Source organism: Pseudoalteromonas sp. T1lg65 (assembly GCF_051930985.1).
GTDB lineage: Bacteria > Pseudomonadota > Gammaproteobacteria > Enterobacterales > Alteromonadaceae > Pseudoalteromonas.
Genome location: NZ_CP196837.1, coordinates 2,007,358 through 2,034,249 on the forward strand (window position 1 = coordinate 2,007,358; position 26,892 = coordinate 2,034,249).

At 42.3% G+C, this 26,892-nt stretch carries 22 protein-coding genes; 10 read left to right on the top strand and 12 right to left on the bottom strand.

What is annotated here, in order from left to right:
- The first annotated feature begins 6 nt into the window (after window positions 1-6).
- On the top strand, window positions 7-1,338 hold the full coding sequence (locus ACSLBF_RS08775) for a Na+/H+ antiporter family protein (protein WP_440053041.1): 1,332 nt from the start codon (window positions 7-9) through the stop codon (window positions 1,336-1,338).
- A gap of 151 nt (window positions 1,339-1,489) precedes the next feature.
- On the opposite strand, the gene ACSLBF_RS08780 is transcribed toward ACSLBF_RS08775, so the two are convergent.
- The 3 genes from ACSLBF_RS08780 to ACSLBF_RS08790 are packed head-to-tail and all read right to left on the bottom strand — an operon-like array spanning window position 1,490 to window position 3,589.
- The gene (locus ACSLBF_RS08780) at window positions 1,490-1,921 is read right to left on the bottom strand and encodes an acyl-CoA thioesterase (protein WP_440053042.1); all 432 of its coding nucleotides are present in this window, start codon (window positions 1,919-1,921) and stop codon (window positions 1,490-1,492) included.
- Entirely contained in the window at window positions 1,918-2,739 is an 822-nt protein-coding gene (locus ACSLBF_RS08785) for a M23 family metallopeptidase (protein WP_440053043.1), read from the bottom strand. Before ACSLBF_RS08785 ends, ACSLBF_RS08780 begins: the two co-directional genes overlap by 4 nt.
- Window positions 2,732-3,589: a 6-carboxytetrahydropterin synthase gene (locus ACSLBF_RS08790; RefSeq protein ID WP_440053044.1), complete on the bottom strand. Its 858-nt coding sequence runs from the start codon at window positions 3,587-3,589 to the stop codon at window positions 2,732-2,734. The genes ACSLBF_RS08785 and ACSLBF_RS08790 overlap by 8 nt, the downstream gene beginning before the upstream one ends.
- A 235-nt stretch (window positions 3,590-3,824) precedes the next feature.
- Here ACSLBF_RS08790 and fabA point away from each other — a divergent pair, with 235 nt between their 5' ends.
- Window positions 3,825-4,340, top strand: a complete 516-nt coding sequence (gene fabA / locus ACSLBF_RS08795; RefSeq protein ID WP_440053045.1) for a 3-hydroxyacyl-[acyl-carrier-protein] dehydratase FabA — start codon at window positions 3,825-3,827, stop codon at window positions 4,338-4,340.
- A gap of 67 nt (window positions 4,341-4,407) precedes the next feature.
- Here fabA and rmf read toward each other — a convergent pair whose 3' ends face one another.
- The 7 genes from rmf to lrp all read right to left on the bottom strand — a co-directional run bounded on the left by rmf (window position 4,408) and on the right by lrp (window position 11,825).
- On the bottom strand, window positions 4,408-4,578 hold the full coding sequence (rmf, locus tag ACSLBF_RS08800; protein ID WP_440053046.1) for a ribosome modulation factor: 171 nt from the start codon (window positions 4,576-4,578) through the stop codon (window positions 4,408-4,410).
- A gap of 461 nt (window positions 4,579-5,039) precedes the next feature.
- Window positions 5,040-6,335 carry a serine--tRNA ligase gene (serS, locus tag ACSLBF_RS08805; protein ID WP_440053047.1) on the bottom strand — a complete coding sequence of 432 codons (1,296 nt, stop codon included), beginning with the start codon at window positions 6,333-6,335 and terminating at the stop codon, window positions 5,040-5,042.
- Window positions 6,336-6,341: 6 nt separating this feature from the next.
- The gene (gene crcB, locus ACSLBF_RS08810; protein ID WP_440053048.1) at window positions 6,342-6,722 is read right to left on the bottom strand and encodes a fluoride efflux transporter CrcB; all 381 of its coding nucleotides are present in this window, start codon (window positions 6,720-6,722) and stop codon (window positions 6,342-6,344) included.
- Between the two features lie 2 nt (window positions 6,723-6,724).
- A complete protein-coding gene (locus ACSLBF_RS08815; protein WP_440053049.1) occupies window positions 6,725-8,065 on the bottom strand; it encodes a replication-associated recombination protein A in 1,341 nt (446 codons plus the stop codon).
- A complete protein-coding gene (lolA, locus tag ACSLBF_RS08820; RefSeq protein WP_440053050.1) occupies window positions 8,058-8,696 on the bottom strand; it encodes an outer membrane lipoprotein chaperone LolA in 639 nt (212 codons plus the stop codon). Before lolA ends, ACSLBF_RS08815 begins: the two co-directional genes overlap by 8 nt.
- Entirely contained in the window at window positions 8,696-11,230 is a 2,535-nt protein-coding gene (locus ACSLBF_RS08825) for a DNA translocase FtsK 4TM domain-containing protein (protein ID WP_440053051.1), read from the bottom strand. Before ACSLBF_RS08825 ends, lolA begins: the two co-directional genes overlap by 1 nt.
- A gap of 115 nt (window positions 11,231-11,345) precedes the next feature.
- Window positions 11,346-11,825 (bottom strand): leucine-responsive transcriptional regulator Lrp, encoded by a 480-nt coding sequence (gene lrp / locus ACSLBF_RS08830; RefSeq protein ID WP_440053052.1) that lies wholly within the window; start codon window positions 11,823-11,825, stop codon window positions 11,346-11,348.
- 140 nt (window positions 11,826-11,965) lie between these two features.
- Between lrp and ald the strand changes: the two genes are divergently transcribed.
- On the top strand, window positions 11,966-13,087 hold the full coding sequence (gene ald, locus ACSLBF_RS08835; protein WP_440053053.1) for an alanine dehydrogenase: 1,122 nt from the start codon (window positions 11,966-11,968) through the stop codon (window positions 13,085-13,087).
- A gap of 233 nt (window positions 13,088-13,320) precedes the next feature.
- On the opposite strand, the gene ACSLBF_RS08840 is transcribed toward ald, so the two are convergent.
- Entirely contained in the window at window positions 13,321-14,295 is a 975-nt protein-coding gene (locus tag ACSLBF_RS08840) for a DUF4382 domain-containing protein (RefSeq protein WP_440053054.1), read from the bottom strand.
- Window positions 14,296-14,449: 154 nt separating this feature from the next.
- On the opposite strand from ACSLBF_RS08840, the gene ACSLBF_RS08845 reads away from it, so the two are divergent.
- From ACSLBF_RS08845 to ACSLBF_RS08875, 7 genes are all read left to right on the top strand, one after another.
- On the top strand, window positions 14,450-16,324 hold the full coding sequence (locus ACSLBF_RS08845; protein WP_440053055.1) for a methyl-accepting chemotaxis protein: 1,875 nt from the start codon (window positions 14,450-14,452) through the stop codon (window positions 16,322-16,324).
- Between the two features lie 72 nt (window positions 16,325-16,396).
- The gene (locus ACSLBF_RS08850) at window positions 16,397-16,993 is read left to right on the top strand and encodes a PilZ domain-containing protein (RefSeq protein WP_440053056.1); all 597 of its coding nucleotides are present in this window, start codon (window positions 16,397-16,399) and stop codon (window positions 16,991-16,993) included.
- A 151-nt stretch (window positions 16,994-17,144) separates the two neighbouring features.
- Window positions 17,145-18,182 carry an agmatine deiminase family protein gene (locus ACSLBF_RS08855; RefSeq protein WP_440053057.1) on the top strand — a complete coding sequence of 346 codons (1,038 nt, stop codon included), beginning with the start codon at window positions 17,145-17,147 and terminating at the stop codon, window positions 18,180-18,182.
- Window positions 18,183-18,188: 6 nt separating this feature from the next.
- A complete protein-coding gene (locus ACSLBF_RS08860; RefSeq protein ID WP_440053058.1) occupies window positions 18,189-19,079 on the top strand; it encodes a carbon-nitrogen hydrolase in 891 nt (296 codons plus the stop codon).
- A gap of 16 nt (window positions 19,080-19,095) precedes the next feature.
- On the top strand, window positions 19,096-22,569 hold the full coding sequence (mfd, locus tag ACSLBF_RS08865; protein WP_440053059.1) for a transcription-repair coupling factor: 3,474 nt from the start codon (window positions 19,096-19,098) through the stop codon (window positions 22,567-22,569).
- Complete coding sequence (locus ACSLBF_RS08870) at window positions 22,566-23,390, top strand: CsiV family protein (RefSeq protein ID WP_440053060.1); 825 nt, start codon at window positions 22,566-22,568, stop codon at window positions 23,388-23,390. Before mfd ends, ACSLBF_RS08870 begins: the two co-directional genes overlap by 4 nt.
- Window positions 23,391-23,404: 14 nt before the next feature.
- Window positions 23,405-23,653 (top strand): DUF3862 domain-containing protein, encoded by a 249-nt coding sequence (locus ACSLBF_RS08875; RefSeq protein WP_440053061.1) that lies wholly within the window; start codon window positions 23,405-23,407, stop codon window positions 23,651-23,653.
- A 284-nt stretch (window positions 23,654-23,937) separates the two neighbouring features.
- On the opposite strand, the gene ACSLBF_RS08880 is transcribed toward ACSLBF_RS08875, so the two are convergent.
- Window positions 23,938-26,868 carry a TonB-dependent receptor domain-containing protein gene (locus ACSLBF_RS08880; RefSeq protein ID WP_440053062.1) on the bottom strand — a complete coding sequence of 977 codons (2,931 nt, stop codon included), beginning with the start codon at window positions 26,866-26,868 and terminating at the stop codon, window positions 23,938-23,940.
- Window positions 26,869-26,892 lie beyond the last annotated feature (24 nt).

Here is a 26,892-nt window from a genome sequence, read left to right on the forward strand (position 1 = left end):
AACACTATGAATGCAGTAATTGTTGGGGTTCTACTCATGTTAGGGCTAAGTCTAGCAAGAGTAAATGTCATCGTTGCGATGACTGTGAGTGCATTAGTCGCAGGACTTGTAGCCGGTTTAGATTTAACGGTTACGCTTAAGGCATTTAACGACGGTTTATCAGGCGGCGCTGAAATTGCGCTGAGTTATGCAATGCTTGGTGGGTTTGCTGTTGCAATTTCAAAGTCTGGCTTAACACAGATTCTAGCGCACCGACTACTCCATCTGGTAAACAACAATAGTGAAGAAGCTACAACCTATTTAAGTATGTTTATCATGGCAATTATCCTTGCTTGTTCAATTGCTTCCCAAAATTTAATCCCGGTACATATTGCTTTTATTCCCATATTGATCCCGCCATTACTGATGGTACTGAACCAATTGAATGTAGATAGGCGTGCCGTGGCATGCATTTTGACCTTTGGACTTGCAACGAGTTATATGGTTTTACCTTACGGTTTTGGTGGCATTTATCTATATTCAATTTTGCATAAGAACTTGGCGGATAATGGTCTAGAGATTATTAAAACAAGCGTACCGATGGCGATGATCATCCCTGCCGTTGGTATGTTGGTTGGACTGTTGATTGCGGTGTTTTTCAGTTACAGAAAAAAACGCCAATACACCCATTCTCACACTGACGAGACTACGACTAGTAATCATATTCCGCGTGGCGAAGAAGCGAAAAAAGTCATTATTGTCGGCTGTGTTGCCATTGTTGCTTCACTGATCGCACAAAATATCAGTGGCTCAATGATTTTAGGTGGCTTGGTTGGTGTTATGGTGTTTAGTCTGTTCGGCATCGTAAAATGGGAGCAAAGCTCGGATGTATTCAGTCGTGGAGTCGCTATGATGGCCATGATTGGTTTTATCATGATTTCTGCTCAAGGGTTCGCGTCAGTGATGAAAGCAACTGGTGACGTGGCAAGCCTAGTGGCCGGTTGTGCGGAACTATTTGGCGATAATAAGCCATTAGCTGCGGCAATGATATTGTTGGTCGGATTACTTATCACGATGGGAATTGGTAGTTCATTCTCTACGGTGCCTATTATCGCCACTCTATTTGTTCCCCTATCGCTAGAAATTGGATTTTCTGCCATGGCAACCGCAGCACTTGTTGGTACGGCAGGGGCACTCGGTGATGCTGGTTCCCCTGCATCGGATTCGACATTAGGACCGACGTCAGGTTTAAATGCCGATGGTCAACATGACCATATTCGTGACTCGGTTATCCCGACATTTATACATTTTAATATTCCGCTGCTTATCTTTGGATGGATAGCGGCAATGGTTTTATAACATCAAAAAGGGCGTCTCATTATGACGCCCTTTTTGATGAAAATAGGAAAGCAAGAGTATTGTTTGATGCGTAATTGGTATTTAAAATATCAGTATGATGTGTTCTTTATTACCTTTAACTTAAGGGCACGAGGCCCTTAAGTTAAAAAGACTATTTAAATCCGTTAAGCATCAGATCACATACAACGGGTGTAGGTCTGTGATTGTCATCAACAGCAACAAACGTAAAGCTACCACTGATAGCTAAATGTTTATCATCTTTATGCATTCTCTCAAGATAGATGTTTACATCAACTTTCAAACTGGTATTTCCGACATGGCTAACTTTTGACACCAGTTCAGCAAAAGTCCCAGCAGGAATAGCTTCTTTAAAATCAACTCTATCTGAAGAAATAGTCACTAGCGGCTTTCGGCAAAAGCGAGTCGCAGCAATAAATGCTACTTCGTCCATCCATGCAAGCGCATCGCCACCAAACAGCGTATTGTGGTGATTTGTACGTCCCGGAAACACAGTCTTAGTCACTGATGTGATAGAGTCTTCGATACGTTTCTCGATAATTGCTTGTCTTTCTAAATCTGTCATTTATTTACTACTTCATTTGCTAGCGTGTCATTCATCAAAAGCGCTGGATCTAAACGGGTATTAAACCAATTAAAGCGCCAATCTAGGTGAGGACCAGTAACTCGACCAGTCGCTCCAATTTCCGCGATTTTATCGCCGGTTTCAACCATATCACCAAGCTTAACGTCTAGTTTGCTCAAATGAATATAAGTTGAAGTGACACCGTGTCCGTGGTCCAAAATTAACGTACCACCGCTGTAGTACAAATCGTTATCTGCAAACACAACCTTTCCAGGCAGCGGCGCCATTACCGGCTCCCCGGTTTTGTTGGCTATATCTAATCCGAAGTGTGGTCGTCTGGGTTCACCATTAAAGTAGCGCTGACTACCGTATACACCTGATATTCGCCCTTTTGCTGGTCGATACACCGGCCCAGTAAAGAAGGTTAAATCTGACGCAGACTTTCTAGCTGCGGCAACGGCTTTCGCCTCGCTTTGGATACGCGCTAGCACGTCCTCAGGTGGAGAAACATATTTCTTCGCCACCCCAGTTATTTTATCTATTTTGTATTCGCGCTTTTCGATGTCGAGTTGTTTCTCATGACGCTTGCCATCTTTATCAATCCAAGACAATTGATGAACCAGCTCTTCGTCTCGACCAAAACCAAACACAAACACACCATCAGGACTCACCTTGAGCTTTCTGTCATTGAATGTGACAGTTTGCACACCTTTGAGCTGTCCAATTATCATCCCACCCTGCGTAAATTCGCCTTTTAATTCCATCGCGCTCACCACGCTAGAAAATAAAAGCGAAACCGCAACAAGTGATTTAAGCATATGCAATGGCTCCTTTTCCGACACCTTCGTAGGCTCTTACTTCGACTTTGTCATCAGGATGTTGTTGTTTTATTTGTTGTGCTAAGTATTCAGCAATACATTCAACGGTGGAATCGCAAGGGATGATATCACAGCGCTTTTTAGCGACCGCTAATTCAAAATAGCCCTGAGTTGACTCATAGGCAAATGCGTAATCTTCAGCGTCGGCTTTCACATGTTTTAGATTCGCAGCAGAAACCAAGTCTTCTTCACTGCCTAAATAAATGTCGGACCATTTATCAGCCCACAGTTTTTGCAATCTTGGCATGCTTATATCATTTAGTTTTACGCCTATAAGCGAGCGATGCCCATGGATAATACGCTGACAGTTACCATCGTGCTTTTTCAACCCGTGGCTATAGTGATAATAAAAACCAGTCGCTGCTTCCGGTCTTAGTTCAATCCCGATATCTATCACGTTATCTGGCATACACGGCATGATGACGCTTTTAAGATATGCAATAGTAGTTTCTTCTGTCACTGCGTCACCAGCGATTACACATACCGCCTCTGCTGGCGCATTCATTGCCATATGATGATTATCACCAAAGTAATAGTCAAAACTGACGCGCTCATTTTGCTGTTGGTAATTACAAGCGAGCTCGCTTGGAATGGCCAGCTTATGATCAAGTTTAGAGTCAATTATGCTCTTAATCTGTTTTTTGACTTTTGCAAAATCCAACACCATAGACTCTTCATTTAAATCACCTTTTAAAGTGATATCGACAATCCAACTTTCACCGACCGCCCCTCTACGAGGACATAAAAACGAGAAATCTATAACAGTTAAAGCATCAACAAACAGGATCATGAGCTTCCTTATAAAGGGTATAAAATTATCTTTATTATAAAGTTATTTGCAGCAGAAATCGCCCCTTATCCTAATTGATTTGTATTTAGAACAGGCGATAACGGCGATTTAATGAAACAGTCACAAAAAAAGTACAGAATTCCATGCAAAATCGTGAATTTTTAACTGTTCAGAGTTGTTTGGCGTACATCTGTACGCTAAAGTAGCGACAATTTGTAAGATTAAGAAGAATACTATGGAACCTAAGAATAGCTATACGAAAGAAGAACTTATTTTATGTGGTCAAGGTGAGATGTTTGGCGAAGGCAACTGCAGACTGCCTAGCGACAACATGCTAATGATGGACCGCATCATCGAAATCAATGATAACGGTGGTGAATTTGGTAAAGGTCAAATCGTGGCTGAATTAGACATCAATCCAGATTTATGGTTTTTCGACTGTCACTTTAAAGGCGACCCTGTAATGCCAGGTTGTCTTGGCCTTGATGCTATGTGGCAAATCGTAGGTTTCTTCTTGGGTTGGTCTGGTGGTCCAGGCTTAGGACGTGCCTTAGGTGTAGGTGAAGTTAAGTTTACCGGTCAAATTTTACCCACAGCAAAAAAAGTGACCTACCGGATCGATATGAAGCGCGTAATCAAGCGTAAGCTGTTTATGGGGATGGCTGACGGCACGGTAGAAGTTGATGGTCGAGTTATTTATGAAGCAAAAGATTTAAAAGTGGGTCTATTCCAAGACACTAGTGCTTTTTAAGTATTTTTTCCTTTCAAGATCAACAAAGCCCCTTTACTGGGGCTTTGCTCTCCTAAACGTTAACGAATCAAGTTTTATACAGGTTTCTGTTGTCGATGGCCTCTCGCCACCCGCCTAACCATTCTGATCTAGGTTCTAGTTGTTGATAGGGACAATTTTCTTTTGACCGCCCTGCTAATCCTGCCTTAAATCCTTGTGAATGTGCTCTCTCTAAACGGTCTCTTTTCTGTCTCTTCATAGGTAATATCCTCACCTTCTTTCTTCGACCAACGCACTGTAATTTACAGAACGTTGTTAGGAACAATCAGGGTTTCGAAGCTTACATAACCATTGGTGTTTATGCCTACCCGAACCTGATACTAAAACGAATAACATCTTTAGGTTCTATTGAGAAAACTTAAACGGTAGAACTATTAACCTTCGTTACGTTAACGGTTCCAGACTTTGAGATTTGGCCAAATCCACATCTTCAATAAATCACATCTCGCCGAGTGATGCAATGATAGAAAATGTAATTCTTTTGACCTCAAATCTTATGGGGAAGAACGATGCGGAATGGATGAAACTCATGGATATATTATCCAACGTTAACGTATCTTTTAAATTAGGCTTCTGAATTAACTTGTAAAAAAACATTCATAATTTAGTCATAAAAAAGGCTGTAATTAATACAGCCTGATATCAACAACTTGTATTTTGTTATTGCGCTTTTATTACTTCAATGCCGCCCATGTATGGCTTAAGTGCACTTGGCACAACAATTGAGCCATCTGCTTGCTGGTAGTTTTCCAGAATCGCAACCAAGGTACGTCCAACAGCTAGACCTGAACCATTTAGTGTGTGCAATAGTTCGGGTTTTTTCTCGCCTTGACGACGGAAGCGCGCTTGCATACGACGAGCTTGGAAGTCCCACATGTTTGAGCAAGAAGATATCTCGCGATACGTGTCTTGAGCTGGTAACCATACTTCTAGGTCATAGGTTTTAGTCGCTCCAAACCCCATGTCTCCGGTACACAAAATCACTTTCCGATACGGTAACGCTAGTGCTTGTAAAATTTGCTCAGCATGACCGGTAAGTTCTTCTAGCGCTGCCATTGAGTCTTCTGGCTTAACAAGTTGAACCAACTCTACTTTGTCAAATTGATGTTGACGGATAAGTCCACGTGTATCACGACCATAGCTACCTGCTTCGCTTCTAAAGCACGGCGTATGCGCAGTCATTTTGATTGGTAATTCTTTTTCGTCAAAAATCACATCACGTGCACAGTTAGTTAATGGTACTTCGGCTGTGGGGATCAAGCTAAAGCCATCTTGGTCTTCTGACAACGCTTCAGTGTGGAACAAGTCTTCTGCGAATTTTGGTAACTGGCCTGTGCCAAACAAGCTTGCTTTATTCACTAAGTACGGTACGTACATTTCTGTGTAGCCGTTTTTCTCAGTGTGTGTGTCCAACATAAACTGAACTAATGCACGGTGCATACGCGCGACAGCGCCACGCATTACCGTAAAGCGTGAGCCACTTAATTTAACACCAGTTTCAAAATCTAAACCTTTGTCTAGTGCCTCACCTAAATCAACGTGATCTTTAACTTCAAAGTCAAACTTTTTCGGCTCGCCCCAAACGCTTACTTCAACGTTTTGTGACTCATCTTCGCCTTCAGGCACTTCTTCTGCTGGTAAGTTTGGTAATGAAGAAGCTAAATCGTTTAACTCAGCTAGAATTTTATCTTGCTCTTCTTTGGCTGCGCTTAGTTGGTCACCAAGGTTGGCAACCGCATCCATTAGCGGCTGAACGTCTTCGCCCTTAGCCTTAGCTTGGCCAATCGCTTTGGAGCGACTATTGCGCTCGCTTTGTAATTCCTGCGTTTTCGTTTGTAGCGCTTTGCGCTTTTCTTCTAATTCGTTGATCAAAGCAACGTTTAGTTCAAAGCCGCGCTTTTTAAGACGCGCTGCTGCTTCTTCGACATCCTGACGTAAGTATTTAGAATCTAACATGTGTTATTAACCTTTTTGCATGATAAGGCTCAGGCCTATCCAGGCCATAAATATACAAGCCACCACATTTAATGTGATATTGAGCGCCATTTTCACGTATTGTCCTTGCTGTAACAACAGCAAAGAGTCCATAGAAAAAGTTGAAAAAGTCGTAAGAGCCCCAAGAAAGCCAATGCCAATTAAGGTTTTCGCTGGCGAGACTGCAATCACTTGTTTTTCGATTAAACCGTAAAGTACACCCATTAATAATGAACCGAGAATATTAACGATCAACGTACCAAAAGGGAATCCCTTACCGAGTAGTTTTATGCTTATATCGTTGATTAAAAACCTCAGCATGGCGCCTATTGCTCCACCTAGGGCTACACTAAGATAAGTCAACCACATTTCTAATCGTACCTTTTGTTTTTACTATTGGCATTTTGCTGGGCCAAATAGCTTAACTTTTCTTGGATCTGCTTTTCCAGACCACGGTCTGAAGGGAAGTAATATTGCCTGCCGGATATATCCTCTGGCAAATAGCTTTCTCCGGCAGCAAATGCTCCCGGTTCATTATGTGCGTAGCGGTACTCTGCTCCAAAACCCATTTCTTTCATCAACGCAGTCGGCGCATTACGTAAATGCTCAGGAACTGGGTAATTAGGGTCATTTTTAGCGTCTTGTTTAGCTTGGTTAAATGCCATGTACACCGCATTGCTTTTTGGCGCACTAGCAAGGTAAAGGGTAGCTTGAGCTATGGCTCGTTCGCCTTCACTCGGACCGACTCTATGATAGATATCCCAAGCGTTTAAAGCGACTTGCATGGCTCTTGGATCTGCATTACCAATGTCCTCAGTTGCAATGGCCAGCAAGCGACGCGCAACATACAAAGCGTCACCACCGCCGGCAAGGATCTTACAATACCAATATAACGCTGCATCAGGTGAGCTGCCTCGCACAGATTTGTGAAATGCTGAAATCAAGTCATAGTACAAGTCACCTTTGTTATCGTACGATGATAAATGACTGGGTAGAACATGTTGCAGCACAGCCTGGGTAATGAGGCACTGTCCGGCTTCGGGATCAAAACTTAAATCCACCGCTTGTTCCAAAAGGTTTAACGCTTTGCGCGCATCGCCATTTGCGGCCTTGGCAAGCAGTTCAATTTCCGCATCCGCGATACCTACGTTTTGATTTTTCAGCTGCACATCTAGAGATAAAGCCTGTTCTATTGTTGTTTTAAGCTCGCTAATTGTCAGTGATTTTAATGTATACACCCGCGCTCTAGACAAAATGGCATTATTAAGCGCAAAAGATGGGTTTTCTGTGGTCGCACCAATAAACGTAAAAGTGCCATCCTCAATGTGAGGTAAAAATGCGTCTTGCTGTGATTTATTGAATCGATGAACCTCATCAACAAACAATAAGGTCCTCTGACCGGATTGGGCTAATCGGCTCTTGGCTTCCAATACCGCATCTTTGATATCTTTGATTCCGGCTGAAACCGCTGACAACTTGATAAACTCTGCCTGAGCATACTTCGCTATCAGTTCTGCCAAGGTGGTTTTTCCAACACCAGGCGGTCCCCATAAAATCAAGCTATGGCATTTCCCTGATGTGATTGCCTTATAAAGCACAGATCCCTTAGACAAAATATGGCTTTGTCCTAGGTAGTTATCTAACGACGTTGGCCGCATTCTAGCGGCCAACGGTCTCACATCTGGAGCAAAATCAAATCCAAAGTTAGTCACTTTGCGTTTGGTCGTCGACGACCACTCCTTCAGGCACTGTAAATTGGAATGTTGTATCCGATATAGTCTCGTTAACTTTGGTGTTTTTGAACGTAAATGAAGAAAGTTGCCCAGAAACATCTATTACACTTAGTTTAGCGAGTGAATCACCGGATTTATTGAATTCCAATGTTAATTTCTCTACTTGAGACTCAACGGTCTCATTTGGGGTAATTTCATAGGTCGTTGTGTTAAGCGTCACCTGATACTTATTCCATTGTGTCATATCTTGCGTGGTTAATAACACAAATGGCGTGGTATCAATGAGCTTATTGGTATCCATAATAGTGACTTGCTCGGCAAAAGCATCATAGTAATACGTCGTTTTACCTTCAGAAACAAACAAAGTTTCATCAGGCATCTCTTGTTGCCAGCGGATCTTCAACGGTTGTGCCAAGGTAATTTGACCCGCGCCTTGTTGTAATACATTACCTTGTTCATCTTTAACAACTTGCTCAAATTTGCCTTGGAAGCTTGTCATTTTGGCTAAGGTTTGTTTTAGCTGGTCCATAGCCGACTGTTCTGCTTGAACGTCCGTTGTAAATGTAACGGTACTGACTGCCAATGCAACTGTGGTTAATATTTTCTTCATTAATTGGCTCCGCCTTTAACTAATACTTCTCGAGCGCCGTTATGACCTGGCGCACTAACTACACCTGACATTTCCATTTGTTCAACTAGCCTAGCGGCACGGTTATAACCTACTCGCAATTTTCTTTGAACACTAGAAACCGAAACCTTCCCGGATTCAATAACAAAGCCAACCGCCTCATCATAAAGTGGATCGGATTCTTCATCTTGACCCTCAGGAGCTTCTCCTGGCAATAAAATGTCTTCTGTCGCATCCCCACATAAAATTTCTTCAATGTAGTTCGGTTTCCCTCTGGCTTTCCAGTCACTCACCACGGCGTGTACTTCATGATCGTCAACAAATGCACCATGAACTCGGATCGGAACACTGGTCCCCGGTGGTAAGTACAACATATCACCCATACCCAACAAGTTTTCAGCACCTTGCTGGTCCAAAATGGTCCTTGAGTCAATTTTACTAGAAACTTGGAAAGCCATCCGAGTTGGTATATTCGCTTTGATCAAACCGGTGATCACATCAACCGAAGGACGTTGCGTTGCCAATACCAAATGAATGCCCGCAGCCCTCGCCTTTTGCGCGATCCGCGCGATCAATTCTTCTACCTTTTTACCAACTATCATCATCATGTCAGCGAATTCATCGATGACCACGACAATACTGGGTAATTTATCCAATTCTTGCGGCTCCTCCGCCATGCCATCGGTATCTTTAAATAATGGATCTAAAATTGGGTAGCCAGCTTCCTTTGCATCTTTTATCTTTTGGTTGTAACCCTTTAAGTTTCTGACGCCAAGCGCCGACATGAGTTTATAACGACGTTCCATTTCCCCAACGCACCAGCGTAGCGCGTTGGCAGCTTCTTTCATGTCAGTTACAACTTCACAAAGCAAATGCGGTATACCTTCATAAACCGATAATTCCAGCATTTTTGGATCGATCATGATCATCCGGACGTCTTCAGGCGGTGACTTGTAAAGCAAGCTTAATATCATCACATTAACGCCCACTGACTTACCTGAACCGGTGGTCCCTGCAACCAGTAGATGAGGCATCTTAGCAAGATCGGCAACCACAGGTTGTCCAGCGATATCTTTACCTAGTACCATGGTTAAAGGAGATGGGTTTTGCTCAAATTTTGGCGCATTCATCACTTCAGACAGACGGACAATCTCACGATGTTTGTTTGGCAATTCCAGACCAACGTAAGTTTTGCCCGGTATTACTTCCACTACCCGCACACTGACTGCGGACAAGGAGCGAGCTAAATCTTTTGCCAGCCCAGTAATTTTGGCCACTTTAATGCCCGGTGCAAGATCAAGTTCAAATCTGGTCACAACCGGGCCTGGATAAACCCCTACTACTTTTGCTTGCACATTGAAGTCAAGAAGTTTGGTCTCTACTAACCGCGATACCTGTTCAAGCTCTTCTTCTGAAATCGGGTTTTTAGCTTTATCTGGTCTATCTAGTAAATCTAAAGATGGCAGAGGATTCTTAGGCGGTTCTGCGTCCAATAGAGCTTCAAATTTTTCTTTTGCCGTTGGTGGAGGCTGATAACCTGGCTTTGTCTTTATTGGCCGCGCGGGTGACACCACTTTCGTCTCGTGAACTGGGGCTTCATCTAAAGCATTCAGTGCAGCAACAGTATCGAGAGGCTCATCTTCGACAGCCGAAAATGCGATTTCTTGTTCCAATATGTCATCTAATTCATCGAACACGTCAGGCTCTAAACGTGGCTCACGAAACTCAGCCTCATCTGCTGATTGATTTTTACTAAATAGACGATCTTTTAATTTACCAAAGCCACGAGTAGTTTGAGATGGCTCCTTTTCATCATCCTCGGCCTCTTGCTTGTCCTGTTTTGACTGTTCGTTAATTGAGGCCGATTCATCAGCGGGCAATTCTTCAGTATTGGCAAATACAAGCGTATTTTCTTTACTCTCTTTTTGCGACTTAGCGGCAAACTTGCTAGCAAGCCAGCGACAAGTCGCGACAACTTTTTCACCTAGGTAATCAACAAATTCTACCCAGGAAACTCCCGTCAGTAACGTTAACCCAGCGAAAAAGAAGCATAACAGTAGAATTGAAGTACCAGTAAAATTAAAAGCTGGCATCATTGCACTGGCTACAACATCACCAATGACACCACCTGATGAGAAGTTAAAAATATCGTCGAAGTTGATACTGCTGATTGCACATGCCGATGTTATAAAGAGCGTCGCACCGATTAAACGCAGTCCAAGTGTGGTGTAATCAAGCTGAAGTATTTTATGCGGCTTTTTGAAGAGCAGATAGCCCATAAACTGAACGCCAGCCGGGATCAGAAAAGATAGCCAGCCAAAGCTTAAAAGCATTATATCAGCTAACCAAGCACCCGCAGCGCCAGTTATGTTTTTCACTTTTACATATTCGCCAGACTGTGTCCAAGCGGGATCTGCAGGGTCGAAGCTTATTAATGCGCACAGCATAAATATCGCTGCCGCAGTGCTTACAATTAGGCCGGTTTCTAAGAGGCGTTGCACACCATTTAAGCGCATTGTAATTAAACCTTATTTTGTCTCTTTTATTTGGGCAAAATTGGCTGAAATTTCAGCATAATTCGTTATTTGCATTATAAATGCTGTATATAGTCACACCTTACCAAGAAAAGCTTTAAGGTGCACAAGGTTTTATTACCTCACCCTCCTCCCCTTTTACTTCTTCCATGACGACATAGGTACGACTTTCACTGATACTGGGCAATTTTAGAAGAATTTCACCCAGAACGCCTCGGTATTCAGACATGTCGGTAACTCGGGTTTTTAATAGATAGTCAAAATTACCTGAAACAAGGTGGCATTCAATGATCTCATCATGCTGTTTCACCGCTTGGTTAAACTTATCGAATACATCGGGGGAGTTTTTGTTTACTGTCACTTCCACAAATACTAACAGTCCCTGGCCTAGTTTAGCAGGATCCACTACCGCCTTATATCCCCTAATAAAGCCTTCACGCTCTAATTTTTTGACACGTTCTAAACACGGCGTGGCACTTAAACCAATGCGTTTCGCCAGTTCTACGTTGGAAACTCTGCCATCTTTTTGCAGTTCGACTAAAATCTTTCTATCTATTCTGTCTAATTGTTGGTGCATGAGCCAGTTTTATATCCTGTTTTGAATTTAAATTCAGATAATATAACTACTCTACACTATAAAAACAGTAAGACAAACTGGCTATAGGTAAATATAATAGTCGAAAATTTTATCCCGTTCTTATTTTGAGGCGAATTATTATGATTATTGGTGTACCTAAAGAAATAAAAAACCATGAATACCGCGTGGGTATGGTTCCTGCGAGTGTTCGTGAGCTAATTAATCACGGTCACGAAGTAGTAGTTGAAACTAACGCTGGTATTGGTATCGGTTTCACTGACGAAGATTACCAAGAAGTTGGTGCTAAGGTACTTGCTACTCCAGCAGAAGTATTTGCTACTGCAGACATGATTGTAAAAGTAAAAGAGCCTCAAGCCGTTGAGCGTGCAATGTTACGTGAAGGTCAAATCCTATTCACTTACTTACACCTAGCACCAGATCTTCCACAAACTGAAGACCTAGTGAAAAGTGGCGCAATCTGTATCGCTTATGAAACTGTAACAGACGCTCGCGGTGGTTTACCACTTCTTGCACCAATGTCTGAAGTTGCAGGCCGTATGTCCATCCAAGCTGGTGCACAAGCGCTTGAGAAATCACGTGAAGGTCGTGGCATGTTGCTAGGTGGCGTACCAGGTGTTGAGCCAGCGAAAGTTGTTGTTATTGGTGGTGGTATGGTAGGTCGGAACGCGGCTCAAATGGCTGTAGGTCTTGGTGCTGACGTTACGATTCTTGACCGTAACATCGACGTACTACGTTCGCTTAATGCACAGTTCGGCAGCCAAGCTAAAGCAGTTTACTCAACAGCGGATGCGCTTGAGAAACACGTACTTGAAGCTGACCTAGTAATCGGTGGTGTACTAATTCCAGGTGCAGCAGCGCCAAAACTAGTTACCGCTGAACACATTAAAGCGATGAAGCCAGGCGCTGCAATCGTTGACGTTGCGATTGACCAAGGTGGTTGTATTGCGACTTCTAAAGCAACTACACACGCAGAACCTACTTACATCGTTGATGAAGTTGTTCACTATTGTGTTGCCAACATGCCAGGTGCGGTTCCACGTACTTCTACTTTTGCACTTAACAACGCAACACTACCTTACATCATCAAACTAGCAAACCTAGGCTATAAAGAAGCACTACTTGCTGACAAACACTTTATGGATGGTCTAAACGTAATCAACGGTAAGATCACATGTAAGGAAGTTGCTGATGGTTTCAACATGGAATATGTTGACGCTCGTACAGCATTAGAAAACGCATAAGTTTTCTAACTTATATAAAATGGCGCACATTGATGCGCCATTTTTGTTTTTGCGTTCAGGTTACTTAGCCTTGTTTACGTAAACTCGCTAATACGTCGCTGCCCAGCGGGTTCCCTTCAGTGCGCTTTGTGCATTGTTGCTCAACTTTTGTTTAGATTGCTAGGCGGCAAGTCGAGCGCCGCGCTCAAACCCACTGCGGAAAACAAAAACCAAACAGCAAAAATCAGCACACTCTAGTTACTTTCGACGTCAAAATTGACCGTTGTGTCAGCAGTCACCGAGATAGCTTTCTGCTGATAGAGCGAAAACGATTCATCTACGGTTTCCGCATCATCTAAATGCCCCAAACAAGAATATGCAATGACGTAATCTCCTGGTTTTACGAATGCGATCGTGTAGTTGCTTTCTAGATCGACAGTCGCTGTTGCATTTGGCGCATTTTCTTGTTCACTGATATCTCCTATATCAACAACACTGCTATCGTAAAGATAAACCACATGCTTAAAGTCACCATTTTCTGGTGCCGATTCTGAGTTATCGGCAATACACGCTGTTTTAAGCTCGTCAGACAAACTACCGTTGATGTCAAGCGTAGTTAATAGGTTCTCGAGTCGTACTGCCGTAGGTTTCAAATAAACTGTGTTGCTGTTGCCACGTTTGTGAAGTGCTTTATTTAGGTCAAATTCAAGCACCAATTCATTCTCACCTTCATTCACTGTAAAATCATTTAGCTGAATTTCACCAACGCCATCATTTGCTTTTCGAGTTACTACGAGCGGTGCTTGAGTATCATCCAAATATTTAACGTTCGAAACTAATTCTAAATTTTCACCACTGTCTCCGTTGATTACATCTGCTCTGATCCACTGGTAGCTTCCTGCAGGGATTTCTTGGTCTCTAACTATTAAAAATACATCGTCACCGGTAAAGTCTAGTAAGTTGACTTGTTGAGGGTTTCCAGAATCGTCTAATGTGTCAAAAGTAATGTCATCTTGTCCTTCAGCTCTTAAAGTAACGCTTTGAATGACTAAATTTACTTCAGAAAGGTTCGTTACCGCAGCATCTGATAACCCGATGGTTACGGTTGTTTTTGGCGTAACACTGCCGCTATTCTGCTCATTTGATTTATTATCAGAACCCGATCCTCCACACGCAGATATCATTAACGCCGAAGTTAGTGCGGTAAGGTAATTTACTCTATTGTTCATGTTTCTATCCTCCTAATCTCGAGTCTAGAACTTACCGAATGAATAAATTATTAATGAATTGACAATAATCATAAATACCCTTCAGATAAGCGTTAAATGTTTGGCATTTTCTTATTATTTGTCATAACTTTATAACAGTTGTCTTTTTTGGAGTATGGGTGTGAAGTTTAAACATAAAGTGGTATCCATGTCGGCGATTGTTCTATTGTTGGCACTGTTATTATTGTCGCTAAAGCAGTATTTTTCTGTACAAATGTCTATTGAAGAGCAAATAGAGCAAAGCACAGCAGAGATTATTCAGGGGATCAGTAATACCGTTACTGCTCAGATCACCGGCGCCACTGATTTGGCTGCATTAACAACCAGCCTTGTCGCCAATACAAACTCACTCCAACAAGCCTTCCCTATAATTTCTCAGCCAACCTTAACAGAAAACTTTTTGTTAATTGGTTATGGTGACGAGAGTTCGGGTAACTACGTGGCTAGCGATCCTAACTGGGACCCCGGGGCTGGATGGGACCCAAGAAAACGACCTTGGTATACTGATGCAAAATCAGCCGGCAAACTCATTATAACTGCGCCTTATGCTGATGCAGTAACAAACGAAATTGTTGTCTCTATTGGTACACCAGTGAAAAAGAACGGCCGCTTTGAAGGTGCAATCTTTTTCGACGTTAGTCTTGCTAAACTTGGCGATATGATAAATTCGTTTGACTTATATGACGCTGGCTACGCTTTTATGATAAGCGAAGACGGTACAACTATTTCTCACCCGAATACTAAGTTAAACGGCAAATCCTCTGAACCATTTTTACAAGGCGTGAAGCCATCAACCACAGTTCAATATGTCGAAATAGATGGAACTGAACGCTTGGTGGTTTTCAAAAAAGTTGAAGGGCTTGACTGGTATTTGGGCGTTTCTCTCGAAAAAGACCTAGTGTTCGCTACCGTCTCTGACTTAAGAACTGATGCAATAACTTTTACTTTAGTAGCGGTGGTGCTCAGCATTGCATTACTTTCATTCGTGATCAACCTACTGATGCGACCTCTTGAGGAAATTAACGAGGCCATGGCGAACATTGCAAAAGGCAATGCTGATTTAACCGTTCGACTAGACACAGCACATGAACCAGAGTTTGCGGAGATCTCAAAGAATTTTAATTTATTCACCGCAAGTTTGCAGAAACTAATCGCCAATATCCAAGGTCTTGGACACGAGGTGCTTGACGATGCGCAGCAAACCTCTCAAGTTGCTAAAAACGCAAAAATTGCAATTCAAAGTCAGCTTTCCAGTATTAAGAAACTGGACGAAGCTACCACCCATATGTCAGACAATGAACATCAAATTACACAATCAGCCCATGAAGCCGCTGAAGCAATAAAAGAAACAGATCAGGCAGCAATTCATGGCGAGCAAATAGTCTCTGAAACAACTACTACTATAGATGAGTTATCTAGTCAGATCAGCTCCGCGGTTGCCGTTGTAACCGAGCTAGAAAGCGCTTCTTCAGCTATTGAGCAAATATTATCTGTGATAAATGGTATCGCAGAACAAACTAATTTACTTGCGCTAAATGCTGCGATAGAAGCTGCCAGAGCCGGCGAATCAGGTCGTGGCTTTGCTGTTGTGGCAGATGAAGTTAGAACGCTTGCCCAACGTACCCAAGAAGCAACAACTGAAATTAAATCGATGATTGACCAACTACAATCAGGCTCGGAAAGCGCCGTATTGGTCATGAAACAGAGTCAGCAGTATGTGGATAAAACAGTAGAAAAAGCTGAAGAAACACGCGCGGCGCTGCAAGATATTCGTGGCGCTATTAAGCATATCGTCGAATTAAACACGCGAATTGCTCAGATGCTCAGCGAACAATCGGAAATTGTTACGAATGTAAACTTGAGCTCGACTTCAATCAGAGAGATTTCTGATACTGTGTATATAGAAGCGAAAAATGTCGATTCGACAATGCAATCGCAAGTAGAGAAAATTTCCTCACAAGAAAAGCTACTCGAGGAATTCAAAGTTTGATTATTGGTGGCTTAAGCCGCTAATATAACGGAAATTATAGCAGTACTCGTTAAAGCGAGTTGAGAGACAGTTATGAAGCCTAGTTTGCAAGAAGCATTCGACGATTACTTCCAGATCAATGAACAAGTACAAATTAATCTGTGCTCCGTTGACAAGAACATGGTGCCTAAAACTGAATCTCAACTCGACGCTTCCATACCGCCTTTGTTCAAACTTGCGAACGAAGTTAACGAGCTTGAATTAAAGGCGCTTAGACCGTTGCGTAACATTGGCGATGTAGCGACTGAACTAGCTGCTTATTTACAAGCCCAATCGCGGAAAATCGATCTGATTATTGGCCATATTCTCGCCCAAGAGTCCCCGGATGACGACAATCTGTACTGCGATAGCTATGGCGGTGGCGGACTTAAGGTTACACTCGAAGAACGATACGAAATGGGTCAGTCATTTCGCACTAAAATTTTTCTCAGTTCTGAGGCAAGTGCTATTTTCTGCTACTCCGAAGTGATCGGTATAGATCAAAACCAGTACACCCTCGCCTTTTCTCAGATCAGAGAACAAGATCAGGAGCTTTTGGTGCGCGCCAGTTTACACGCGCAAACTCGCCAGCTGAAGCGCAAACACAGCGATGAGAACGAAGCTGACGACACCGACGCTGAAAAAAGCTGAACTCCCGCACAAAACAACCATCGTAATGACAATAATGTTACTGGGTCTAGATCTTTATCTCGTTCATAGGTGGATGTAAATCCAAATTTTTTACTGACAGCTGTAAGTCAAATGGTAAACTATAGGCTTACTTATTGATGGTGAATAATTAATGAGCTTTACACTTCTACCTGAGTGGGCAGAGCAAGACGCAGTCATGCTAACCTGGCCTCACGCAGATACCGACTGGCAGCCAATTCTTGATAGCGTTGAGCCTGTTTATATCAATCTTTGTCAACATATCTCGCAAGTACAATCAGTGGTTATTGTTGTGCATAGTGAAACCTTAAAATCTCACGTAGTAGCACTTTTAACTGATGCAGAAGTGGATTTGTCCAAAGTGCGTTTCATCACCACTCCTTGCAATGACACGTGGGCAAGAGATCACGGCCCTATCACAGTGCAATCAGAGAGCGGCCAGTTGTGTTTGAAAGATTTTACTTTTACCGGCTGGGGAAACAAGTTCCCAGCAGAGTTAGATAATGCAATTAACGAAAGACTTGCCGCTGAAATTTTGGCCGACAACTGCACCTACCAAAAGGTTGATATTGTACTGGAAGGTGGCGGTATCGAGATTAACGAACACAAAACCTTATTAACTACCTCAGAGTGTTTACTCAATCCGAACAGAAATCCGAATATGAGTAAAACAGATCTCGAGCAGGCACTATCTGATCAACTGGGTGCGCAATCATTTCTTTGGGTAGACCATGGGTTTCTTGCTGGTGATGATACCGATAGTCATATCGATACCTTGGTTCGTTTTGCGCCAAACAACACCTTGGTGTATGTGACCTGCAACAATCCTAATGATGAGCATTATGAGGCGCTACAGGCGATGGAAACTCAGTTGAAAAGTTTTCGAACAGCTGAGGGTAGCCCATATGACCTGATACCACTGCCTTGGCCAACAGCAAAATATGATAGCGATGGTGATAGATTACCAGCGACTTACGCAAATTACTTGATTATCAATAAAACGGTATTAGTTCCGATTTATGACGATGAAAATGACCAAGCAGCTCTAGCACAAATAGCAAAAGCGCATCCAGAAAGAACGGTTATTGGTATCAATTGCCTTCCTATTATTCACCAGTTTGGTAGCCTGCACTGCATCACAATGCAGCTACCTAAAGGTTTTTTGAGGTAACTAATTATGTCTGAAAGAAGAATTCAAGTAGGAATTGTACAGCATAGCAATTGTGCAAACTTAGCAGACAATTTTGATAAAACATGTAATGAGATTAGAAACGCGGCTGCACAAGGTGCGCAACTTATAGTGTTACAAGAGCTCCACCGCAGCTTATATTTTTGTCAAACCGAAGATACTGAATTGTTTGAGCTTGCTGAGACGATACCAGGTCCAAGTACCGACACTTTGGGCGCGTTAGCTAAACAATTGAACGTTGTTATCGTCGCTTCTTTATTTGAAAAGCGTGCCACCGGCCTGTACCACAACACAGCTGTGGTCCTAGATAGTGACGGTTCAATTGCAGGTAAATACCGCAAAATGCATATTCCAGATGATCCAGGCTTTTATGAAAAGTTTTATTTTACACCAGGTGATATGGGCTTTACGCCTATTCAAACCTCTCTAGGTAAACTTGGTGTACTGGTATGTTGGGATCAATGGTTTCCTGAGGGAGCAAGATTAATGGCTATGGCTGGAGCTGAGCTATTGATTTATCCAACAGCAATAGGTTGGGACCCTCGAGATGATAAAGCTGAGCAAATCCGACAACGTGATGCTTGGATTATTGCACAGCGAGCACATGCTGTATCAAATGGTGTGCCCGTGATCAGTGTTAACCGCGTCGGTCATGAATCAGATCCTTCAAACCAAAGCGAAGGTATTTTATTTTGGGGTAATTCGTTCGTTACTGGTCCACAAGGTGAAATGCTACTTCACGCGTCAGAAACGCAAGAACAAACCGCAGTAGTTGAAATAGATATGGCAAGAAGTGAATCGGTTCGCCGTATATGGCCGTATCTAAGAGACCGTAGAATCGATCACTACCAAGATCTGTGCAAGATTTATCGCGATTAAAATAGAGGAGTAATCAATGGCGAAGGCGCAATGGGATAACTTACCTTGGGTTAAATCTGTTAAGGATAAAATCAATTGGGGAAACCTGGTTGGAAGCGGACTTTCTCTGGCTGTCAGTGACAGCGTAAAAAAGCACGATGATGTCATTTTATTGGTCACTCCAGACGCTTCTTCTGCACTTCGCCTTGAGTTAGAACTCGGGTTTTTATTAACAGATACCAAGGTAATGCTTTTCCCAGACTGGGAAACATTACCTTATGACCACTTTTCACCTCATCAAGATATTATTTCTCAACGCCTCGCGACACTAAACTCTTTGAAAAAAGAGAGTAAGCTCGTACTGATTTTGCCCGTGTCTACGTTGATGTTAAGAACGGCACCTCCTAGCTATATCTACGGTATGTCTTTGAATTACCGCAAAGGTGAAGTCACTGACGTACAAGCATTGAGAGAATCATTAACTCTGGCAGGCTACCGTCACGTACAGCAGGTGATGGAACACGGGGAATTTGCGGTCCGCGGCTCGATTATTGATCTTTATCCCATGGGAAGTGTGCTCCCCTATCGCATAGATTTCTTTGACGATGAGATCGATTCCATACGTCATTTCGACATTGAAACGCAACGCTCCAGTGAAGAGGTTGAGAAAATTGACTTGTTACCAGCGCACGAGTTTCCAACCAATGCTGAAGATATCGAACGTTTTAGAGTAAATTACCGCGAGCATTTCGGCGCTAGTTCTGAACAAGACAGTATTTATATGCAAGTCAGTAAAGGAAATTGGCCTGCTGGTATAGAGTATTATTTGCCACTATTTTTTGACAATCTAACCACCATTTTTGACTATTTGCCTAAACACACGGTAATTATGCAACTTGGCGACTTAGAATCTGCCGCTAAAGATTTTTGGCAGGATGTCAATAAACGTTATGAAAGTCGCAAAGTTGACCCGTTAAGACCGCTGTTAGAACCCGGTAAACTCTATCAACCTGTTGAAGTCCTGTTTGAAGGCTTTAATCAGTTTCCCAGGATAAAACTCAGCCAAGCTCAATTAGGCACGAAGGCCGGACATTATAATTTGTCGGCTGAACTTTTGCCCGATGTAAGGATCGACCACAAAGCTGCTGACCCATATCAGAAGCTTATAAAATACATTACAGACGCAAAAAAAAGTGCCACTAAAGTGTTACTTAGCGTTGAATCTGAAGGTCGCAGAGAGTCGTTATTTGCATTGCTAAAGCCGACTGCTTTAAAACTTACTCAAGTTAAATCAGTTGATGAATTTCAACATTCTTCTAATGATGTTGGTATCTTAGTTAGCCCATTAGCAACCAGCGTAAAATTAGCTGGAAAACCTCATATCTCCATTATCACCGAACAAGAATTACTAGGAATAAAGGCATCACAAAAGCGACGTCGAAAACATAAGTATGAGCAAGGCCAAGACGCGTTAATTCGAAACTTAGCTGAGCTAAAACAAGGTCAACCAATTGTCCATTTAGATCATGGCGTAGGAAGGTATCAAGGGCTAGAAACCATAGATGCAGCTGGCATACAAACTGAATTCGTCACTATCATTTACGCAAACGAGGCCAAGCTTTATGTGCCCGTTTCTGCTTTGCATATGCTAAGCAGGTACTCAGGTGGTGAAGAAGCCAGTGCCCCACTCCATAAGTTAGGTTCAGATGCTTGGGAAAAAGCCAAACGAAAAGCCGCAGAAAAGGTCAGAGATGTAGCCGCAGAGTTACTCGATATCTACGCGAAACGACAAAGCAAACCGGGTTATGCTTTTAAATTAGATAAAAGTGCTTATCAGCAATTCTCAGACAGTTTTCCCTATGAAGAAACTCAAGACCAAAGTGATGCCATTGCTGCTGTGTTAGCGGATATGCAGTCTCCCTTAGCTATGGACAGATTGGTTTGTGGTGATGTAGGTTTTGGAAAAACAGAAGTAGCAATGCGGGCAGCCTTCGTTGCCGTTAACGACAGCAAGCAAATCGCAGTCTTGGTTCCAACTACCTTACTAGCGCAACAACACTACGAAAATTTCAAAGACCGCTTTGCTGATTTTCCAGTAGAAGTTGGTGTTCTCTCTCGATTCAACTCAGCCAAAGAACAAAAAGAGACGTTACAACTGCTTGAAAATGGCAAGCTTGATATTGTTATTGGTACTCACAAGCTCATTCAAGAAAACATTAAATTTAAAGATTTAGGGCTGCTAATTGTCGATGAAGAACATCGCTTTGGTGTGCGCCAAAAAGAAAAAATTAAGCAGCTAAGAGCAGACGTTGATATCTTAACGCTAACAGCTACCCCCATCCCAAGAACGCTGAATATGGCAATGAGCGGGATGCGCGATTTATCAATTATTGCTACGCCACCTGCAAAACGCCTACCAGTCAAAACGTTTGTTCGCGAAAGAGACGACGAATTAATACGTGAGGCGATACTTCGTGAAATTAAACGTGGTGGTCAAGTCTATTTCCTGCATAATGCAGTGGAAACCATTGATAAAGTGGCCTACGACCTAGCTCAGTTGGTTCCCGAGGCTTCAATTGCCGTCGCCCACGGGCAAATGCGTGAGCGTGATTTAGAACAGTTGATGAATGATTTCTACCATCAAAAACACAATGTGTTAGTCTGTACCACCATCATTGAAACGGGTATCGATATTCCAACAGCAAACACCATTATTATGGACAGAGCTGACAAACTTGGTCTCGCCCAGCTGCACCAGTTACGAGGCCGTGTCGGTCGAAGTCATCACCAAGCTTATGCTTACCTGCTGACGCGTAATAGTCAGTCGTTGACCAAAGACGCGGTAAAACGCTTGCATGCTATTGAAGAACTTGAAGACTTAGGCGCGGGCTTTGCTCTGGCAACTCATGATTTAGAGATCCGTGGCGCCGGTGAATTGCTAGGCGATGAGCAAAGCGGTCAGATCCAAACGGTTGGCTTCACATTATTTATGGAAATGTTAGAGCAGGCAGTTGATGCACTAAAAAATGGCAAAGAGCCAACGTTAAACAATTTATTACAACAGCAGTGCGAAATAGATCTCAAACTCCCAGCCTTGCTGCCAGACGACTATATTCCTGATGTCAATATCAGACTCAGCATGTATAAACGTATTGCCAGTGTTAAAGACGCCAGAGAACTTGACGAATTACAAATAGAACTAATTGACCGCTTTGGGCTACTTCCTGATGCAGCCAAAAACTTGTTTGAAGTACAGAGCGCAAAGTTTAAAGCCAATGAATTAGGCATAAATAAAGTGGAAGCGAACCCCAAGGGCGGATATTTTGAGTTCACCAGTAACACCCGTGTTAACCCGACATTCATTATTGGCTTGATACAAAGCAACCCGAGCCTCTACCGTATGGAAGGTGCTAACAAATTCAAATTCTTTATTGAAGAAAAGAATGCAAGAGAAAGGCTTAAATTAGTTAATGCTATGATGGACGATTTTGGGAAAAAGGCAGTTGCATGAAAAACATAATAAAAACAGTGCTTCTTTTATCTTCGCTGAGTACATCTAATGCGCATGCTGTAAGATGGTTTGAGGTTGAGTTAATTGCCTTTGAGCAACAAGAAAGTGCAGAACTGAAAGAGGATTTTAGCATTGAACTTGAACCACTATCTCGTCGAAATACACTCGATTTATTAACTGCCGGATACAATAATACGGGGTTTAATAGCTGTATGAGAGGCGATCGTGCTTTTGCAAACCTTGACCTTATTCATAATATAACGATGCAAACAAGTTCTTGGGCATGCGATCCTAATTTCAGCTATATCGATTTATATGATCGGTTACCAATAACACCTGAAGTACAACCGCAAGATCATATGGATTCAATTTATTTACTTGCACCCGACCAGCTGCAGTTTACCGATAAGATTGCGCAACTTAAAAGAAAAGGCTTACAGCCTTTACTGCATACTGGCTGGCGATTTCCTGAAACCAGTAAACGCCGAGCGCCAAACGTGATAATTAAAGCAGGCGAAAGACAACCCATTGAGACCAGCTATGTTGCGATACCATCAATTAATGATCTGTTAGCTGGTACACAGCAATTCGACCTTTCCGAAGAACAATCTACAATTAGCTATCAGTTAGAAGGCTTTATTAAGATCCATGTACGCCACTATTTGTATGTCACTACTGATTTAGATCTAAAGTACGAAGATAATGGCAAGTTAAACACTGCTCGTATGTCTCAATATACAAGAGTATACAGTGGTGATGTTCACTATCTTGATCACCCTAAGCTTGGGGTGATCTTTCAAATAAGAAAATATAAACATTAGAACGGGTAACTATTATGAAAAAATTGATAATCACTACTGCGCTACTTACTCTAGTTGGATGCTCAAAGGTTAACTTAGAAAATTACAATAAAATTGAAGTTGGTATGGAACGCGCGGCTCTTGAGGAAATTCTAGGTTCAGCTGATAAGTGCGAAGAAAAAACACTACACACCGCTTGTATTTGGGGGAGTGAAGAAAAGAATATCAAAGTGACTTTAGTTTCAAATAAGGTTACTTTGTATTCTAAGGAAGGCTTAAAATAATCTGCTAATCGCTTCTTGATTTATAAGACTTAGAGAGTAAATCTGAGTCTTACTTCCACCAAAAATTAGCTTTTCCTTCTGACCCATCATTATCTCTGAAATATTGTTAAAGGCGACATACACCCCTTTCGCTAACCAGCGATAAGCTCGATTTGGACTTATTATGACTTTAATTAATTAGGTCCAATTACTCTTAATATTCAATTACGCTTAAGTTTGCATTAAGAAAAAAACGCCAATCAGTAAAAACTGATTGGCGTTGAAGATATTCTAACTTGAAGAGATTAGAACGTATATGAAACGTTTACAAACGCTCTTCTACCCCAAGGATCATAAATAGCAGAGTCTACACCTGAACCACCGACAAATTTAGGAAGAATTTTATCGAATACATTACGTACACCTGCTTCTACTTTCAGTTCACTAGACACGAAATAACGCGCTGAAATGTCATGATAAACCATGCTAGGAGCGTAGGCATATTGTGTATCTTCAGCATTATCACCAAGAGGTTCACCTTCTGGAGAGAATGTTTCTTTTAAATCAATGATTGCTGAGCGATCGATAAAGCGGCTGCTCCATGTCACAGCTAGATCATCTAAGTTATAAACTGCTCTAAATGTAGCTTGCCATGTTGGGTCACCCATTTCGCCATCTTCACGGTCTTTAACATCTGGACGGTTCTGGAATTCGAATGCATCGTATTTTATGACGTGGTTCACAAACAAATTAAGCTTTACACTACCAGGTAGTGAGAAATCAGCTAGATCAAGATTATAATTAAAGTCAGCTTCAATACCAGATAGTGCTAGTTTTGCAGTGTTTAAGTAACCAGATTCAACAAAAGTAATCGAATTGTTGTTAGGATCACGAGTAACTTGACTACAGAAAACAGGATCAAGTTCAGGGCCATCCACACAGTTATTAGCTACAGTTTGAGGCGCTATTGACTGAATTGCATCTGTAATTTCAATATCATAGTAGTCGATGCTGAAAGAGAAATCCTCAAACGCTGTGGCTACAAAGCCCAATGTGAATGAAGTAGATTCTTCCGGATCCAAATTTGGATTACCGCCTAGAATTACACGCTTACTCGCATTGTCTTGTCCGATATGATCAGCAGGAATACCCAATGCCGCACAGTTAGCAGCTCGGTTAGGATTGTTAGCAAGTCTTGTTGTATCACATGGATCCCAAACTCGTGCAAAATCAGGACTACGAGGAGAGAACGCTTCTGTTACGTTTGGCGCTCTAACAGCTTCACTGTATGTACCACGTAAACTATAGCCTTCAATTGGTGACCACATAAAACCGGCTTTCCATGCATCTACTTCACCGGCATGGGAGTAATCTGCGCGTCTAAATGCAGCATCAATACTCAATTCGTGTGCTAGATACGCATCAGAAAGAAGTGGTAAATTGATCTCAAAGAACCATTCTGATACATCGTACTCACCATAAGTATCCGGTGTAGCAACTTCATTCAAAGCGCCAGATTTGGTTAACTCATCAGTGATTGAACCCGAAGACTCCCAACGCTTTTCGTAACCAAGCGCCATTCCTAATGCTCCGCCTGGTAACTCAAACCATTCAGAACTATCAAATGATACTGAGCCACCGTAGTAGCGTTGCTTGATAGTATCTTGTCTTGTAACGTTAGCACTCACCCAGTCTTTTGCTTCTTGAGAAGCTTGGTCGTAACCAAATGGGTTATAGGCTACACAGTTGCCAACATCCACAGTTGCTGGATTCTTGTAACCTTCACCTTGCATTGATGGTACGTTCGCGCGGCAGTCTGCCTTACCCGTCTCAGGGTTTATAACAGAATCTAGCGCTGCAACCCAGTTGCCAACAATCAGATCGTTTGCTTGAATACGGTCATTTTCAGTACGGCCGTACGAGTAGTAGACGTCATAGTCAAATAGTGTATCACTTAATGTAAAGTCACCTTTGAAACCAGTTACAAGTCTGAATGTTTCACGTTTATTACGTGCTTCACGGTTACCAATTTCATCGAAAAATTTGTTAATCTTGACGACTTGCTTGTCTTTTGCTGCAAAAAAGTCCACTGTTTCTTGAGGAACAAAAGGGTTTTCTAGCAGGTTAACTGTGTCCCCAGCAGCAAAACGGTAAGCGGGCTGAGCTTGCTGGATTATATCTGAGCGAACATACTTTACATCTGAGTAAAACTTAACATTGTCGCTCAGTTGATAGTTAAAGTATGATCCCACGGTGACTTTATCACGCTCAGGTAAAAAGTTTACATATCTTGAAGTCGAGAAGCAAAGCTCACAACCATCAGGGAAACTACCAAAAGCAGCTGAATTTGACAAATCCCTAACTGGCATTAGTTGTCCATTTCCTGCATTATCGAACGTATAATTGGTGCTAGCATGATCTAATACGGCTGTTTGGCTGATCCATTCTGAAAGAACATTTGGTGCCCAGATCCTATCTAAAATACCATCATCTTCACCTGTGTTAGCCGGGTTAACCACTGTTGAGCCCTCGGTGTAATGAGGCAAGTCTCTTTCCATTACTTCATTTACTGAGTCTTTAGAGATGTAGACAGTGGCGTTACCTTTACCGTTAGCAGTCGAAACACCACCAACCAGACTAAAGGTTTTATTTTGATTACCTACACCATGAAGCGAATCACTGAATGAAGCTTTTAGCTCAAGACCTTCAAAATCATCTCTTGTGATGATGTTAACAACACCTGAAACTGCGTCAGAACCATAGATAGCAGAAGCACCACCCGTGATCACCTCAACACGCTTAATCATTGCTGTTGGGATAGTCGAAAGGTCAACTACGGCTGAACCTTGTTGCCCTGCAACGTGACGTTTGCCGTTAACTAACACAAGTGTTCTATCGGTTCCTAGACGACGTAAGTCGATAGTACTTGAACCCGCATTCTCACTACTACCAGTATTCGCTCTAAGTGTACCCGTTGCCCCAATTGCAGGTAATTCAGCTAGTACAGAAGCAAGATCAGGTATACCTGATTGTTCGATCTGTTCGCCAGTTAGTGTGATTGTTGGAGAAGGTTGGGTAAGCTCGAAACGCGCGATGCGCGAACCTGTAACCTGAATTTTCTCAATTTCCTTTGCACCATTCTCATTATCAGATTCAGCAAACGCCGAGCCAGATAAGGTTGCTGTGGCAATCAAAGAAAGTTGGATTGCACTGAATAACTTACTTCTAGCAAACATAGTTTTCATTTCCCTTTTTGAAAT